This window comes from Vibrio sinensis, from assembly GCF_003605645.1.
In the GTDB taxonomy this organism is placed as follows: Bacteria; Pseudomonadota; Gammaproteobacteria; order Enterobacterales; family Vibrionaceae; genus Vibrio; species Vibrio sinensis.
In genome coordinates this window covers 36,789-53,032 of record NZ_QVMU01000006.1, presented here as the reverse complement: position 1 = coordinate 53,032, position 16,244 = coordinate 36,789, and the positions used below count along the sequence as shown (strand labels likewise).

The 16,244-nt window shown below is 42.0% G+C and carries 14 protein-coding genes; 10 read left to right on the top strand and 4 right to left on the bottom strand.

Annotated features, from left to right (window positions below):
• Positions 1-155: 155 nt before the first annotated feature.
• Together lrp and DZ860_RS08820 are read left to right on the top strand one after the other, a co-directional pair.
• Positions 156-650, top strand: a complete 495-nt coding sequence (gene lrp / locus DZ860_RS08825) for a leucine-responsive transcriptional regulator Lrp (RefSeq protein WP_004414493.1) — start codon at positions 156-158, stop codon at positions 648-650.
• Between the two features lie 149 nt (positions 651-799).
• Entirely contained in the window at positions 800-3,985 is a 3,186-nt protein-coding gene (locus DZ860_RS08820; protein WP_120030573.1) for a DNA translocase FtsK 4TM domain-containing protein, read from the top strand.
• A gap of 127 nt (positions 3,986-4,112) precedes the next feature.
• On the opposite strand, the gene dsbB is transcribed toward DZ860_RS08820, so the two are convergent.
• A complete protein-coding gene (gene dsbB / locus DZ860_RS08815) occupies positions 4,113-4,646 on the bottom strand; it encodes a disulfide bond formation protein DsbB (protein ID WP_120030572.1) in 534 nt (177 codons plus the stop codon).
• Positions 4,647-4,728: 82 nt separating this feature from the next.
• Positions 4,729-6,315, bottom strand: a complete 1,587-nt coding sequence (gene nhaB, locus DZ860_RS08810; RefSeq protein ID WP_120030571.1) for a Na(+)/H(+) antiporter NhaB — start codon at positions 6,313-6,315, stop codon at positions 4,729-4,731.
• A gap of 635 nt (positions 6,316-6,950) precedes the next feature.
• Between nhaB and fadR the strand changes: the two genes are divergently transcribed.
• A complete protein-coding gene (fadR, locus tag DZ860_RS08805; RefSeq protein ID WP_120030570.1) occupies positions 6,951-7,790 on the top strand; it encodes a fatty acid metabolism transcriptional regulator FadR in 840 nt (279 codons plus the stop codon).
• Positions 7,791-7,925: 135 nt separating this feature from the next.
• Here the strand turns inward: fadR and DZ860_RS08800 are convergent, their stop codons facing one another.
• A complete protein-coding gene (locus DZ860_RS08800) occupies positions 7,926-9,095 on the bottom strand; it encodes a DUF1887 family protein (protein WP_120030569.1) in 1,170 nt (389 codons plus the stop codon).
• Between the two features lie 332 nt (positions 9,096-9,427).
• Here DZ860_RS08800 and hinT point away from each other — a divergent pair, with 332 nt between their 5' ends.
• The 7 genes from hinT to DZ860_RS08765 all read left to right on the top strand — a co-directional run bounded on the left by hinT (position 9,428) and on the right by DZ860_RS08765 (position 15,522).
• Positions 9,428-9,778: a purine nucleoside phosphoramidase gene (hinT, locus tag DZ860_RS08795; protein WP_120030568.1), complete on the top strand. Its 351-nt coding sequence runs from the start codon at positions 9,428-9,430 to the stop codon at positions 9,776-9,778.
• 36 nt (positions 9,779-9,814) lie between these two features.
• Entirely contained in the window at positions 9,815-11,248 is a 1,434-nt protein-coding gene (locus tag DZ860_RS08790; RefSeq protein ID WP_439333114.1) for a COG3014 family protein, read from the top strand.
• A complete protein-coding gene (locus DZ860_RS08785) occupies positions 11,248-11,637 on the top strand; it encodes a YcfL family putative periplasmic lipoprotein (protein ID WP_120030566.1) in 390 nt (129 codons plus the stop codon). The genes DZ860_RS08790 and DZ860_RS08785 overlap by 1 nt, the downstream gene beginning before the upstream one ends.
• A 78-nt stretch (positions 11,638-11,715) precedes the next feature.
• Positions 11,716-12,306, top strand: a complete 591-nt coding sequence (gene lpoB / locus DZ860_RS08780; RefSeq protein WP_120030565.1) for a penicillin-binding protein activator LpoB — start codon at positions 11,716-11,718, stop codon at positions 12,304-12,306.
• Between the two features lie 31 nt (positions 12,307-12,337).
• Positions 12,338-13,192 carry a phosphotransferase gene (locus DZ860_RS08775; RefSeq protein ID WP_120030564.1) on the top strand — a complete coding sequence of 285 codons (855 nt, stop codon included), beginning with the start codon at positions 12,338-12,340 and terminating at the stop codon, positions 13,190-13,192.
• Between the two features lie 101 nt (positions 13,193-13,293).
• Positions 13,294-13,836, top strand: coding sequence for an alpha/beta hydrolase YcfP (gene ycfP / locus DZ860_RS08770; RefSeq protein ID WP_120030563.1), 543 nt, complete (start codon positions 13,294-13,296; stop codon positions 13,834-13,836).
• Between the two features lie 396 nt (positions 13,837-14,232).
• Positions 14,233-15,522, top strand: coding sequence for an NAD(P)/FAD-dependent oxidoreductase (locus DZ860_RS08765; protein WP_120030562.1), 1,290 nt, complete (start codon positions 14,233-14,235; stop codon positions 15,520-15,522).
• Positions 15,523-15,666: 144 nt separating this feature from the next.
• Here DZ860_RS08765 and DZ860_RS08760 read toward each other — a convergent pair whose 3' ends face one another.
• Entirely contained in the window at positions 15,667-16,206 is a 540-nt protein-coding gene (locus DZ860_RS08760) for a GNAT family N-acetyltransferase (RefSeq protein ID WP_120030690.1), read from the bottom strand.
• Between the last annotated feature and the right edge of the window lie 38 nt (positions 16,207-16,244).

The window sequence follows — 16,244 nt, the reverse complement described above, 5'->3', positions numbered from 1 at the left end:
CTGACTCCTTATCCAATTTTGGTTGTATTTGCTATTTATAGGGTGTTATTGTCGAATTAATCTCTATTATAGTGATAATTGTTTAAAATTTGATACTGAATATTAAAAAGTTGTAACATATATTTTTGCAAGGAAGTAATAAGGTGGAATAAAAAATGGCAGACAACAATAAGAAGCCGTCCAAGGATTTAGACCGTATTGACCGCAACATTCTTAATGAACTACAGAAAGATGGGCGTATCTCGAATGTAGAGCTATCAAAGCGTGTAGGTTTATCACCTACACCCTGTTTAGAGCGTGTGCGTCGCTTAGAGCGTCAAGGTTACATCACTGGCTATACCGCACTGTTAAACCCACAATACCTAGATGCGTCGTTATTGGTATTTGTTGAAATCACGTTGAATCGTGGTGCGCCAGATGTATTTGAACAGTTTAATACTGCTGTTCAGAAGCTAGATGACATCCAAGAGTGTCATTTAGTGTCAGGTGATTTTGACTATCTGTTAAAAACCCGTGTATCTGACATGAGTGCTTACCGTAAATTGTTGGGTGATACACTACTGCGTCTTCCTGGAGTAAATGACACTCGTACTTACGTAGTAATGGAAGAAGTGAAACAGACGAATCAGTTGGTGATTAAAACTCGCTAAGCAATATTTTGTAGCAACCTCTAAAGTCGGAATCTCTTTCGTTATTCTGACTTTAGGCAATTGGGTTTTTCACCACTATATGGTTAAATCAATAGTCCGAGCGACCGGTGTCGCTCGGACTATTTTTTCATAAGTTAGATAAGTTGGTTATGTTCAAAGAGAACCATAATAAAGTTGAAACAATAATCAAAACTGGAGAAGAATCTCAGTCTTCACGTTTGACCGGTCCCGCACGTCTTAAAGAATGCAGTTTCATTGTCATCGCATTGGCCTCTATCGTGTTGTCGATTGCTTTATTTACTTTCAGCCCAGCAGACCCATCTTGGTCGCAAACGGCTTGGGGAGGGGAGATCGATAATTCTATGGGGATTGTTGGCGCATGGATGGCCGATACGCTGTTCTTCTCATTTGGCTCCCTTGCCTACACAATTCCTTTTATTTTAACTGGCGTAGGTTGGGTGTTGTTGCGCAAGCGTAATGAAGACGATCCCATTGACCTTATGTTGTGGGGAACTCGCTTACTCGGTTTAACCGTTTTAATTCTCACCAGTTGTGGTCTAGCGGATACTAACTTCGATGACATCTGGTATTTCTCATCAGGTGGTGTCATTGGTGATGTGCTGACTAGTTTAGCGTTACCAACATTAAATATATTAGGCACGACATTGGTGTTGCTCTTTTTATGGGGTGCTGGATTTACTCTATTGACAGGTGTTTCGTGGCTAAATATCGTTGATAGCCTTGGCGATAGCGCAATTGCACTCGTCACAGCGATAGTGAATAAAATTCGCGGAGAGCGAGATGAAACATTATCAGCACGGTTAGATGATGGTGATCAGGTTGAAGAATTGGCAATGGAGCCACTTTTTGCTTCTAGCGAGATAGCATCTGTTGAGAATGAAACAGACCTAGAATCTATGGCTAAACAAATCCCTGACTCAACCAATCAGCGTCGCTATCATATTCACGTCCCAGCAGCCTCAGCAACGAATAGTTCTCAAAATAGTGCAGCCGCACCTTTTATTAGTGAGTCAACTCTTGAGGTGGGACAGACCACTTCTCATTTTGCTGCTGAATCTATTGTTCAAGCGACAGTTTCAGAACAATCTACAACACCGGATCTACAGCAAGAAACACAGCTTGTTACAGAGCTACCTGTTCAAACTCATTCTCCTGAGCGCGCACACCAGCTTGGTGCCACTATTGCTGAGCTTGAAGCTGCTGCGATGGACCAAGATGACTTAGCACAAGAATATCAAAGAGATGCCGATGCGTTTGCGCTTGAAGAATATGTGCAAACACAACAAGAAAGCTTAGTGGATGAAGCCTCATTACCTTGGAATCAAACCGTTGAAGATGGTCAAGAAATTGTTTTAACAGAGCAATATACTACAACGGAAACAGAACCACATGTAACTACTGAGCATCACGTGGCAGCCGATGCGTATTCTACTCACGATACTGTCGCGGTAGAACCTCATGTCGAACCTCAAGGATTAGCACAAATATCAGCGGATGTTATGGCGACGGATCAACGTCGAGAGCCGACAATATCGAGTTTTGATGTTGTGGATGATGATGCAGTAGTGCAAACAGAACAGAATGAGCAAACTGTGCAATTTGAGGAAGTGGCATCTTTTGAAGGTCACGGTGGAGAATTAGGTGCTCAGCCAATTATTGAACCATTGGCCCAAACGCTGCCTATCGAAGAAAACCAGCAAACCGTCGATCAAGATGTAGATGCATTCCAATCGTTGGTCGCAGATGCACAAGCGAAAGTGGTCGCTCAGCAAAATCCATTCCTTGTTCAGCATGATATTAACTTACCGAAGCCGACGGAGCCTCTACCAACCTTAGAGTTGCTCTATCATCCGGAAAAGCGTGAAAACTTTATTGATCGTGATGCGCTAGAAGCGATTGCACGTTTAGTTGAATCGAAATTGGCCGACTACAAAATCCAAGCTCAAGTGGTGGATATTTTCCCAGGGCCGGTAATTACACGTTTTGAACTCGATCTTGCTCCGGGTGTTAAGGTGAGTCGAATTTCTGGATTATCGATGGACTTGGCTCGCTCACTGTCGGCATTGGCAGTTCGCGTTGTTGAAGTTATACCAGGTAAACCATATGTTGGCCTTGAATTGCCGAATATGAGCCGTCAGACCGTGTATTTCTCTGATGTAGTCGGTAGCCAAACCTTTATTGATGCGAAATCACCGACAACAGTCGTTCTAGGGCAAGATATCGCGGGTGAAGCCGTGATTGCTGATATCGCGAAAATGCCTCATGTTCTTGTTGCGGGTACGACAGGTTCGGGTAAGTCAGTTGGTGTCAACGTGATGATTCTGAGTATGCTTTATAAAGCAGGCCCAGAAGATCTGCGCTTTATTATGATTGACCCAAAAATGTTGGAACTTTCCATCTACGAGGGGATCCCACATCTGCTGTCAGAAGTAGTGACTGATATGAAAGATGCTTCTAATGCTCTTCGCTGGTGTGTGGGTGAGATGGAGCGCCGATACAAACTGATGTCGGCTATCGGTGTGCGTAACTTAAAAGGGTATAACGAAAAGCTCAAGATGGCAGCGGATGCTGGTCACCCAATCCACGACCCGTTGTGGAAACCAGGTGATAGCATGGATCCTGAAGCGCCACTACTCGAGAAATTACCAGCGATTGTCGTTGTCGTGGATGAGTTTGCTGATTTGATGATGGTGGTAGGCAAGAAAGTTGAAGAGTTGATTGCTCGTTTGGCGCAAAAAGCCCGAGCAGCAGGTATTCACTTAATCTTGGCAACACAACGTCCATCAGTGGATGTAATCACCGGTCTTATTAAGGCTAATATTCCAACTCGTGTAGCGTTTACGGTTTCAACTAAAACCGATTCACGAACCATCCTAGATCAAGGTGGTGCAGAATCCTTGTTAGGTATGGGTGACATGCTTTACTTACCATCAGGTTCAAGTCATACCATTCGTGTACACGGTGCATTCGCTTCTGATGACGACGTTCATGCAGTTGTGAATAACTGGAAAGCTCGTGGCAAGCCGAATTATATTGAAGAGATCATCAGCGGTGACCAAGGACCTGAAAGTTTATTACCGGGTGAGTCTATGGAAGCCGATGAAGATACTGACCCATTGTTCGATCAAGTGGTAGAACATGTAGTGCAGTCTCGTCGAGGCTCTGTGTCAGGCGTGCAACGCCGCTTTAAGATAGGTTATAACCGTGCAGCGCGTATTGTTGAGCAACTCGAAGCTCAGGGCATTGTGAGCGCTCCTGGACATAACGGAAATCGGGAAGTCCTTGCACCAGCACCAAGTCGGGATATGAATTAAAAATTTAAGTTATCCGCTAGATATAATAAAAGGCTTGCCTATTGGGCAAGCCTTTTTAATGCGGAAAATATAACTATTATCGAATGGGTTTAATAAGTAATGAAACCGTTTAGCGATAATGATGAAATCAGCGATATGGATTCGTTGATATTTTTGCAAATTGAGCGATAACAATGATAGCAACAGCGATAAGGTTTGCAGCAAAAATAATCACTAGCCACTGTGGCATTGAAAGCGTTAAAAACTGCCATACGACTTTTGCACAATCACCGTAGGCATCGAACATCCATGGTACCCATTTATTGAGCGGAGCCCAGTCAGGAAACGTGACAAAAAGGTCGCAAGTCGCAAATGGTGACGGGTTAAATTGATAATCCACATGTTGTAACGCCAACATAAGGCCTTTATATGCACTTGCCGCCCAAGCGAGTAAGCCTACCCAGCGAATTACACCATTGCTTGGCGCAATAAGGCCAAATAGAGCTGCAGCACCAATGCCAAGCATTGCGACACGTTCATAAATACACATGACGCATGGAGCCAAATTCATGACATGTTGGAAGAAAAGTGCGCATGCTTCAAAAAATACAATAAAGATAAGAAGAAGCAACCAAGATAGTCTTCCTTGAGAAAACGACTTGAGTGTCGAAAGAAAATTCACGGGTATTGTCCTTTGCAGAAATAAAAAAGCTCTGAATACTCAGAGCTTTTTAACGTGGAACGGTTCCCTAATCAAGGGAAATTTAGTGACCGCCTGATACCGCTTGAGTTACAGCACTCGCATGTTGAGAGATCCAACCAGCGTCATAGAACCATGCAGTTGCAGGCTCTAGGAAGAATACGATGCCAGCAAGACCAACAAGTGCCAACACGATAGTATATGGCAATGCCATGATAACCATTCGACCATAAGATAGACGAATTAATGGTGCAAGTGCAGACGTCAATAGGAATAGGAACGCTGCTTGACCATTTGGTGTTGCTACTGATGGTAGGTTAGTACCTGTGTTGATTGCTACTGCAAGTAAGTCGAACTGATCGCGAGAAATTTGGCCGTCAATCAGTGCCGCTTTTACTTCATTGATGTATACAGTACCAACGAATACGTTGTCTGATACCATTGAAAGTAAACCATTTGCGACGTAGAACAATGCTAACTGAGCACCTTTATCTTCAACCGCAAGTACTGCATCGATTACAGGCTTAAATAGCTCTTGGTCGATAATTACCGCTACAATCGCGAAGAATACTGCTAGTAGTGCAGTAAAGGGTAGAGCTTCTTCAAACGCTTTACCCATAGAGTGCTCTTCAATAACACCGGTAAATGCTGTAGCCAAGATAATGACAGATAGACCGATCAGACCAACTGCTGCAACGTGCAGAGCAAGGCCAACAATCAACCATACCGCGATAGCACCTTGAATCCAAAGTTTCGCAACATCTTGATTTGTACGAGTCTTACGTTCTTCGTTATCGAAATCAACTAGGATTTGACGCACGCTATCAGGAAGTTCAGCACCGTAACCGAAGACTTTGAACTTCTCAACTAAAGCACAAGTTAGCATACCGCAGAAAAATACTGGGATAGTTACTGGCGCCATGCGGATTAAGAATTCAGCGAATAGCCAATCAGCTTGATCTGCAATGATGAGGTTTTGTGGTTCGCCAACCATGGTCATTACACCACCAAGAGCCGTACCTACACCCGCATGCATTAATAGAGAACGTAGGAACGCACGGTAGTTTTCAAGATCATCACGAGTTAGTTCTGTGATGGTTTCATCTTGTGTATGGTCGTGATCACCGATTAAGTTGCCAGAAGCGACTTTGTGGTAAATCGAGTAGAAACCGACTGCTACGCTGATAACTACAGCAATAACTGTCAGTGCATCGAGGAACGCAGAAAGGAAAGCCGCCGCAAAACAGAAAGCCATTGAAAGCAATACTTTTGAACGGATACCCAGTAATAGCTTAGTAAATATAAACAGCAGAAGCTGCTTCATGAAATAAATACCAGCAACCATGAATACCAATAATAGAAGAACTTCAATATTGGCAACGAGTTCATGTTTTACTTGTTCGGCACTTGTCATACCGATAGCAACAGCTTCGATTGCCAGTAAACCACCAGGTTGAAGAGGGTAGCATTTTAAGGCCATTGCTAAAGTGAAGATGAATTCAGCAACTAATAACCATCCAGCGACGAAAGGGTCGATGAAGAAAAATACAATTGGGTTAATAATGAGAAATGAGAAAATGGCAACTTTGTACCAATCAGGCGCTTTACCAAGAAAGTTCTTAATAAATGCGTTTCCGAGTGACATCGGCATGATATTAATACTCTTAATTGTTGTTGTGAATAGACACTGCGCGTACTTGTATCCATAAAACGGACGAACAAAAACTAGCCGTTCCGACAGTGACTTAGAAAAAACAACATCGATAACATAAATGTGGTCTTGCCAAGTCGTTCCTTGAGAAAGACAAGCTCTTCTTTACTTCGGTCGTCACTCTACTCTTCGAATCGTTTTAGTCAATATTTAAGTAACTATTGGCAATTTAGTCGGTGATTTTTTGTCTAAAAACGCGATCTGGGTAGAGTAAATAATTTATTCGAGTTTTAAAAAAAGCCTTGGAATAGCGTGTTCTAATGAAACATCTAAATTAGAATGATTTGTGAAGACATTGCAGTAAATATTAATAAGATGTTTGATGGTTTTGTGATGGTTTGTTTTTAGACGATATCAATGGAAATAGGCTCGGAGAGCAGAGTGAAACACTTTAAAATAGTAAAAAAACGTATTAGTCGTCCTGTTTTCCCCTTGTTAGTTTTTAAACAGAATTAGTGCAAATACTCTACAAGGGTTTTACCATAAGTTTACCGATGGCTTGTTTCCGATACGTATAAACTAGTGGTATGATGAGTTTATACGCCCGTATAACAACAATATTGGACACGAAATTAATGGTCATTAAGGCAAAGAGCCCAGCTGGTTTTGCAGAAAAATACATTATTGAAAGCATTTGGAAAGGACGTTTTCCTCCTGGTTCTATTCTTCCCGCAGAACGCGAATTGTCTGAATTAATTGGTGTCACACGTACGACGTTACGAGAAGTGCTTCAACGCTTAGCTCGTGATGGTTGGTTAACGATTCAACACGGCAAACCGACTAAAGTTAATCAGTTTATGGAAACATCTGGTTTGCATATTTTAGATACGTTGATGACACTAGATGCTGATAATGCGACCTCTATCGTAGAAGATTTGCTTGCAGCACGTACAAATATCAGCCCAATATTTATGCGTTATGCATTTAAAGCGAATAAAGAAAATGCAGAACGAACCATTACTAACGTTATTGAATCTTGTGAAGCGTTGTTAGCGGCCGAGTCTTGGAATGCGTTTATGGCATCGTCTCCATACGCAGACAAAATTAAGCAACATATTAAAGATGATGGTGAAAAAGATTTAGCCAAGCGTGAAGAAATTTTAATTGCTAAAACATTTAATTTTTATGATTACATGTTATTTCAACGCCTAGCATTTCATTCAGGGAATCAAATTTATGGTCTGATCTTTAATGGTTTGAAAAAACTTTATGATCGAGTAGGCAGTTACTACTTTTCAAATACCGAATCACGTCAGTTGGCACTGACATTTTATCGTGATTTGTTGAGAATATGTGAAACTGGTGATCGTGACCAAATTCTAATTGTGGTTCGAAATTACGGTTTGGCGAGTGGACAGATTTGGAATGAAATGAAAACCACGCTACCGACTAATTTCACTGAAGATGATCATTAATAAGATCTCACTTATTAACGTTAGCATAAGCAGTTAATTGAATATATGCTTGTGTTACAAAGTTAGTTGTACAAAAAGGCCTCGATAAAATCGAGGCCTTTTAAATTCAGTAACTATCTAAATGTTTGATTACGATTAGCAGTTGTCACAATCTTCTTGACCACCAGCTTCTTCAAACCATTCTGACAGATGTCGTTTCAGATCTTTTAGCTCGTCAGGGCCAATCAGTGCCAAGCCTAAATCTTCTGCCCTAGTAATATCGTTGTATCTTAAAGGACGGAAACTCACCAGCATTGCACGTGCTTGGAGACCACCCAGTAAATCGCGCAAAGATTCAAGTTTGTATAAAGTATCGTCGCCATCATCTCGCATACCTTTGGTTTTGCATTCAATGATATGGAGTTTGTTATTTACGACAGACGCGACATCTAACTCATTACGTACTTCGCGCTCACCTAGTTGGCGATAGACTTGAACATTGAGAGAACTATCTTGAATGGTATGCATGTCTTGCTGGATTTGGCGAACAGTGCTGTGGACGAGAGTTTCAAGCCATTCACCATTTGAAAAGCGGCGGGCATCTTCATTCATGAAAGTCAGAATGCCGTTTTCATAAGTCGCGATATTGGCTTCAACCAAATCCGTTAAGAGCATGTTGAGTTCGCGATAACCCTGCTGTTTTTCTGAAAGTTCAACATCAAGGCGTTGTTCTTTGCGACAAGTTGTTGCTAGGTAGTTAAGTGTGGCTAGGCCTGGGCCCAATTCTAATGCGTTACCAGCCCAACGTTCACCTAATTCGTATAGTTGTTTATCGAGCTGAGGAGGGAGGTCGTGCTCATTGAACTCACCTCGAGCACCGAAAATGGTGAGATAATCAGAAATGGTGATGCGGTCTTGTAATTGGGTGTCTTCTTTTCCATCTGGGTAGAGCCAGCATAATCGGTCAGTGTTTGGCTCTATAACGAAAATCGGCCAGCGAAATGTGCGAAATACTTCATAAACAGAGAGAAGGCGATGACGTAATCCACAGCTTGCATTGAGTTTTACTTCTTCCCCTCGCGCTTTTAAGTCAGCGGCTAGAACGTTCAATGCTTGTTTGATTTTGGAGGTATTTGCCACATTAGGAATTTCAAAAAACTCAGAAGTGATATCTCGCTGGGCTAGAACGCTGTTGAGCCGAGAGTACATCTCTTCCTGACTTTTAATCCCGATGAATACAATGTGATTGCTGATAGTGCGGTTGTCGAGCAGGGGCGTGACTAAGCGAATTGGGTCTTGGTCAATAATGCCAACATGAACTGCCATATTTTATCCTCATGTTTGGCTTGCTGAAATTGAAAGAATAAAAGCATGCAAGCCTAGATAACCATATGATGACAGGGTATATAAAAAACAAGGGCGAGTATAAAATAATCTTTCGCTTGGGAGATTATTGACATTGCTCTGTCATGGGGGTGACCTGAATCACAATCTATCTTGATTTGACAATGGGTTATCATTTAACTTCTCGCCATCGATGAGTTTACGTTTGAAGCAAGGGTAAAAGAGTAATGAACACTGTTTTTATTGAGCTTTTGTAAGGCTTATCGCATACTCATACACAAACAAAGCTTAACTGTCTTAAATGGAGTACTTCAATGGCTGAAGAAACAATATTCAGTAAAATTATTCGTAAAGAGATACCAGCGGATGTAGTTTATCAAGATGATCTTGTTACGGCGTTTCGTGATATTAACCCTCGCGCATCTAGCCATATATTGATCGTGCCAAATAAATTAATCCCAACGGTGAATGACATTGAAGCGGATGATGAATTGACAATGGGCCGTATGTTCACTGTTGCGAAGAAACTTGCTCAAGAAGATGGTATTGATGCAGATGGTTACCGTTTGATTGTGAACTGTAACGCGCATGGTGGTCAGGAAGTTTATCATGTGCATATGCACTTAGTCGGCGGTCGTCCTCTTGGTCCTATGCTTTTAGGTTAACTAGCCCCATATCATTCTAAATATCAATGATAAAGCATGGCAGCTAGGCCGTGCTTTCTTCAAAACAGGGAGTACGAATTGAGTATTAGTATTCGACTCATCTGCATATTATGCAGCGGTCTTTTATTGACCGGTTGCGCCAATCTGTCTGCAGGAAATCTCTTTAGTCACTACTCTGCGCAAAATGAATCAGTTTATCAATCCGTCAAGGTAGGCAATTATCAACAAGCGGTGGAAGAACTCCCAGAACAAATTGCTGGTGATATTCTCGATAATTTTGAACGTGGACGGGTCTTCTATTTAGACGAGCAGTATCCTCAAAGTAAATCGTCGTTCGAACTGAGTGATAAAGCCGTTCGCATTGAACAAGATAAAGCCATTATATCCCTCTCTAATACCGCGAGTAGTATCGGTTCATTGGCGACCAATGATAACTTAGATATTTACCAGCCATCTGATTACGAACTTGGTTTTCTCCATTTATACCTCGGGTTGAACTATCTTCAAAAAAACAGTATAGAGGGTGCATTAGTTGAAATGCGTCGTGCGAATCAGGTTCAAGAAAATGCGCGTAAAGTTCGAGAAAAAGAGCTTGAAGCAGCCCAAGAGCAAATGAAGTCACAGGGCTTGAGTCCAAACTTAGGCAGTATTTTGGCCAATTACCCTGATGCGGGTAAAACTCTCCAAGCGGTTCAAAATGGATATCTTCTTTATTTATCCGCGTTGCTCTATGAAGCGGATGGCAATCTTAATGACGCTTATGTTGACTACCGACGCGCTTTAGCTGTTGCTCCAGACAATATCGCCGTATTCGATGGTGCGCGACGGGTGGCGAGAAACCTCGGCATGAATCAAGACCTCGTTCAGCTAGAAAAGCGCTACGGGAAAGGGAAACCCATTCCTAAGGGACAAAGTCGCGTTATTTTTATAGAAGAGCAGGGGATTGTTCAGGCTCGTCAAGGTTGGAAACAAACTTTGCCAATATTTGACAGCCGTGGGGGAAGTGCTTGGTATTCTATTGCTCTACCATACTATCCCACGAATGTGACACCGTATCCGATGCCATTGCAAATAAATGGGGCTAAGGTTCAAAGTTCGTTATTAGCGGATGTGAACTTGATGGCAAAAAATGATCTGTCTGAGAAAATGCCATCATTAATTTTACGCCAAGCATTACGTGTTGTTGCTAAGGAACAATTGCGTCGCGAAGCAACTAATGGTGATGATGTTGGGAATTTGATTTTTAATGTATGGAATACATTAACTGAGCAACCCGATACGCGTAGTTGGCAGACGTTACCAGCCTCCATCTATAGTGCAAGCCAATTGGTAGCAGCGGGTAAACAACAGGTTGTTCTGGATGGACAGTCTTACACATTTAGTGTGAAAGAAGGGCAAACCGCATTGGTTTGGTTATCTCGCCAAGGTAGTCATGCGACGATTTGGCATAAACAGTTAGGGACATTGTAATGAAAAAATGGTTGATAGCGGCGACGATGGCGCTGTTACTGATGGGTTGTGCAAAGAATACCGCAGGCTTGCGCATTGATGGTGAGTCACAAACAGTATTGTTTGGCGATAACGTTTTGGGTAGCCGCCTTGAGATTGCGGATATTACAACAGTTCAAGTTGATGGACACACCCGTGGTGTTGTTCGTCTTAATAGCCAATATAGCGGTGACCAGAACATTTTATATCGTTTCTATTGGTATGATAACCAAGGTTTAGAGGTCAATACCAAGTTAGCACCTTGGCGACAATTGATTATACGTGGTAAAGAAAGCGTTGCCGTATCTGAAGTCTCGGTCAATCCGAATGGGACTCAGTTCCGCGTTCAAATACGTGAAAATGATCAATAATAAAGTGATCAAAAAACAGCGACGCAAATATAGATTTAGTTTTACGAATTGATACAACAACAAATTGAGGTACCAGTAATGAAAAAGAGTGTCATTGCTTTAATGGGGTTAGCGGTAATTTTGGGTGGCTGTTCAAACAAAGTTAGTTACGGTGACGCCCAAGCCGTCGAAACCACGACCATTGATTTTGGGTCGACAGACTTACAAAAAATTGCTGGAGAAATGGTTGATAGCATGATGATGTCAGGCTCAGTTGCTGCCATCACACGTAATTCTCGCCCAATTGTTTTTGTTGAGCGTATAAAAAATAAAACCAGTGAACACATTGATACTGAATCTATCACCGATACCATCAGCACTAAGATGCTGAATTCAGGAAAATTCCGTTTTGTTGATATGGACCGTGTTGAATCAGTGAGAAAACAGCTGAACTTCCAAAATAATGATGAACTCGTCAATCAATCAACAGCAATCCAGTTTGGTAAAATGGTCGGTGCTCAGTACATGTTGTATGGCAACCTTTCAAGTATTGCGAAAGCAGATGGTAGTGACCGAGATGTATACTACAAGATGACCATGCGTTTGATGGATTTAGAAACAGGCCTGATTGAGTGGGCTGACGAGACTGAAATCCGTAAACAAGAATCAAAGAGCCTATTTGGCTTGTAAATCTGGTTAGTAACCAAAGGAGAAGTGACTTATGGCAAGAATGGCATGGGTTGAAGCTTGTCAGTTAGATCGATCTCTATTGTCATTGGATCACTTCTTTACTATTCCCCCCGAATACGCACAAACGTTGACCGGGGGATTAACCAATCGTTGCTGGAAAATTGTTGAACATAATGGGGCAGCTTTTGTGTGGCGACCAACGACACAAATAACCAAGGCTTTTTCCATTTCACGCTTTCAAGAGTTTCAGATTTTATCGGCGATAGAAAAGAGCCGACTCGGCCCTAAACCGATTCATGTAAGTGAACATGGATTATTGGTGGAGTGGATCGAGGGGACATCATTAACCGACGGTTTGCCATTTGATCAGTTACTCGCATCACTAGTGCAAGTCCATGAGTTAGATAAGCAACGTATCCCTATCGCACCATTTAATTACACTGCACGCGTCGATCATTATTGGATGCTGCTTCAATCTCACTATAAAACAGAAGCGGCCTCAGAAATTTACCAACAGTGGCGCAAACCACCCATATTGGCTGATGTTGGAAGCGCACTTTGCCACTTCGATCTTGCGGGATACAACATGGTTGATACCGGCGAACAACATCGAATTATTGATTGGGAATATGCTGCTATTGCGGATCCACGACTCGATTTGATGCTGAGTATTTCGGTAGCAGAAGAGGTACCTGAACAAGCTGTATTTCGTTACTGTAAAATGCGGGGAATTGATGGTATCGATGACTGGGTGGAGGGGGTCTTGGCGTGGAAACCACGTGCTTCAATGATGGCAATGTTATGGTACCTTCTTGCTCACCAGTTATGGGGTGATGACTATTATCTTGAACAGGCTCAACAGATGCAGTGTGATTTTTGTCACTAAGATCACTGTTTTGCTTTTTGGTTAATAGATTGTTGTACATCGTCCTTTTAAACCCTAGCGTTCGTGGTAGATTTATATAATTAGCCTAGGGGGAAGTATTCATGATTATTTATTTACACGGCTTTGATTCCACGAGTCCGGGCAACCATGAGAAAGTGCTGCAGTTGCAGTTTATCGATGACGATGTTCGTTTCATTAACTACAGTACTTTGCATCCAAAGCATGATATGCAACATCTGCTTAAGGAAGTCCACAAAGTCATCGAGCAATCTGACGATGAAGACCCAATTATTTGTGGGGTTGGTTTGGGTGGTTTTTGGTCTGAGAGAATTGGTTTTCTTTGCGGGATAAAACAGGTTATTTTTAACCCGAACTTGCATCCAGAAGTGACCATGGCTGGTCGTATTGATCGCCCAGAGGAGTACGAAGACATTGCGACTAAATGTGTCGAGCAGTTTAGAGTGAAAAATAAAGATCGCTGTATGGTTGTTCTTTCTCGTAACGACGAAATTCATGATAACGAGGTAACGGAATCTGAATTGACAGGATACTATCCTATTGTTTGGGATGAAGATCAGACGCATAAATTTTCGAAGATATCTCATCACCTACAAGCGATCAAAGCATTCAAAAATACAAAATAAGAATACATAGCCAAGTGAACTTGTGATGCTTGGAGATAGATATAAGATATAAAAGCGCCATCCGTGATACGGGGGCGCTTTTTTTTCATCAAACGATCCTGGGAAGTGACGAAATAGCTATTTTTTAGTGACGCAGGTCAAAGAGTGGTTGCGTGGTGCGTTTTGGCCTATATAATAGCTAAATAATAAAAAAGTTGATAAATATCAATAAAAGTTGAGTAACGTGTGAAATTAGCCTGTTTTTACCAATCTGAAACTGTTTTGTTGATTCCCAATCAAGGTGTGAGTAGACGAACCCTCTGAAGCATGCCCGATTCTATGCTTGTTTAAGAATTTATCGAGACGACACAGTCGGCTTGAATTGTATTTTATTGATATTTTTAGAGGATAGTTGCGATGACGCGAATTGTCGTAGTAGGTGGTGGTGCTGGTGGTTTAGAGCTTGCAACCAAACTAGGTCGAACTCTTGGACGTAAAGGTCGAGCAAAAATAACATTGGTTGATCGCAAAGCAAGTCACCTATGGAAACCTTTGCTGCATGAGGTGGCAACAGGATCGTTAGATGAGGGTGTGGACGCATTAAGTTATCGAGCACATGCGAAAAACCACAACTTTGATTTTCAGATGGGTAGCCTTGAAGATATTGATCGTGAAAGAAAGGTCATTATTTTACATGAGTTAACTGATGAGCAGGGTGAACTGCTCATGCCAAGCCGCGAGATTGAATATGATATTCTTGTGATGGCGATTGGTTCAACATCGAACGACTTCAATACTCCGGGTGTAAGGGATAATTGTATTTTCCTTGATAGCCCTGAGCAGGCACATCGTTTCCGAATCAATATGAACAATGAGTTCTTAAAGCTACACGCGAAAAATGGTAACGGTACGGTAGATATTGCTATTGTCGGCGCCGGTGCAACGGGTGTTGAGCTTTCAGCTGAGCTGCACAATGCGGTTAAAGAGCTACGTACATACGGTTTTGGTGATCTGGACTCAAGCAAACTCAACGTGAATTTAGTTGAAGCTGGTGAACGTATATTGCCAGCATTACCGCCACGTATTTCAAGTGCCGCGCATCAAGAACTAACCAAGCTAGGCGTAAATGTGCGCACAGCAACAATGGTAACAAAGGCCGATAAAAACGGCCTAACGACTAAAGATGGCGAATTTATTCCGGCACAGATTATGGTGTGGGCTGCTGGTATTAAAGCTCCAGACTTTATTAAAGATATTGCTGGACTTGAAACTAACCGCATTAACCAGTTAGTAGTGAAAGATACGCTACAAACGACACGTGATGACAATATTTTCGTGATTGGCGATTTGGCACAATGCACTCAACCTGATGGTTCATTTGTACCGCCTCGTGCTCAAGCTGCACACCAAATGGCTAGCCGCGCATTTTCAAATATTGTTGCATTACTTAGTGGGCGTGAATTGAAAGCGTATTTGTACAAAGACCATGGTTCGCTAGTTTCATTGAGCCGTTTCTCAACTGTAGGTAGCTTGATGGGGAACTTAACTAAAGGTTCGATGATGGTCGAGGGACATATTGCTCGCGTCGTCTACATTTCACTTTACCGCATGCACCAAATGGCTTTGCATGGTGTGGTGAAAACCGGTTTAATTATTTTGATGGGGCGCATTAACCGCGTATTGCGTCCAAATTTGAAGCTGCATTAATAGCGGCGAACAAAATAAACTAATAAAAAAAAGAGCTCTTCTGAGCTCTTTTTTTTATCTCTAAATCTTGTTGCCACCCTGAATTCAGAGAATGTTATCTTTGATAATATGGTGAAAAAATTGGGGTAAAATACAGACTTAGCTTTATTCAGGAATAATGGAATAAACGGCCCCAACCTGAGGCTGACCATTGAAGATAAAGCGATTCTTCGCTAATGATTCAAATTCAGCCCCACATGCTGTGGCTAATTTTTGACTTGGCTTGTTATCCGGAGAGCAGATAACTTCAATTCTCGTCACTTTTAGCATCGCAAAGCAAAATTCAATTAAGGCATCGAGCGCTTCTTTAGCGAAGCCATGGTGTTGGAATTTATCCGCTATCCAGTAACCGACGCTAGCCATATTGAATGTATGGTAAAGTTCATTAATAGCGACCATACCCACTAATGTTTCGTTTGAGCGTAGGAATATACCAAACCCGTAGGATTCGGATTTAACCCAGTTTAATCGGGTCATAAGAACGAATCGTTCTGCCTCTTTAAGGGTAAACGCCGGCGAACACCAATCAATCCATTGGTGTAGAGTTGGGGAGTGACACACCCGTTGTTGTAGCTCAAAGCTCTCTTCGTGTGTAATGAGTCTAAGCACTAAGTGGCGAGTGATGATTTGATAGTCTGGAGTCATAAATTTTTGCATAAAAAAGCCCTCAATCGAGGGCATTT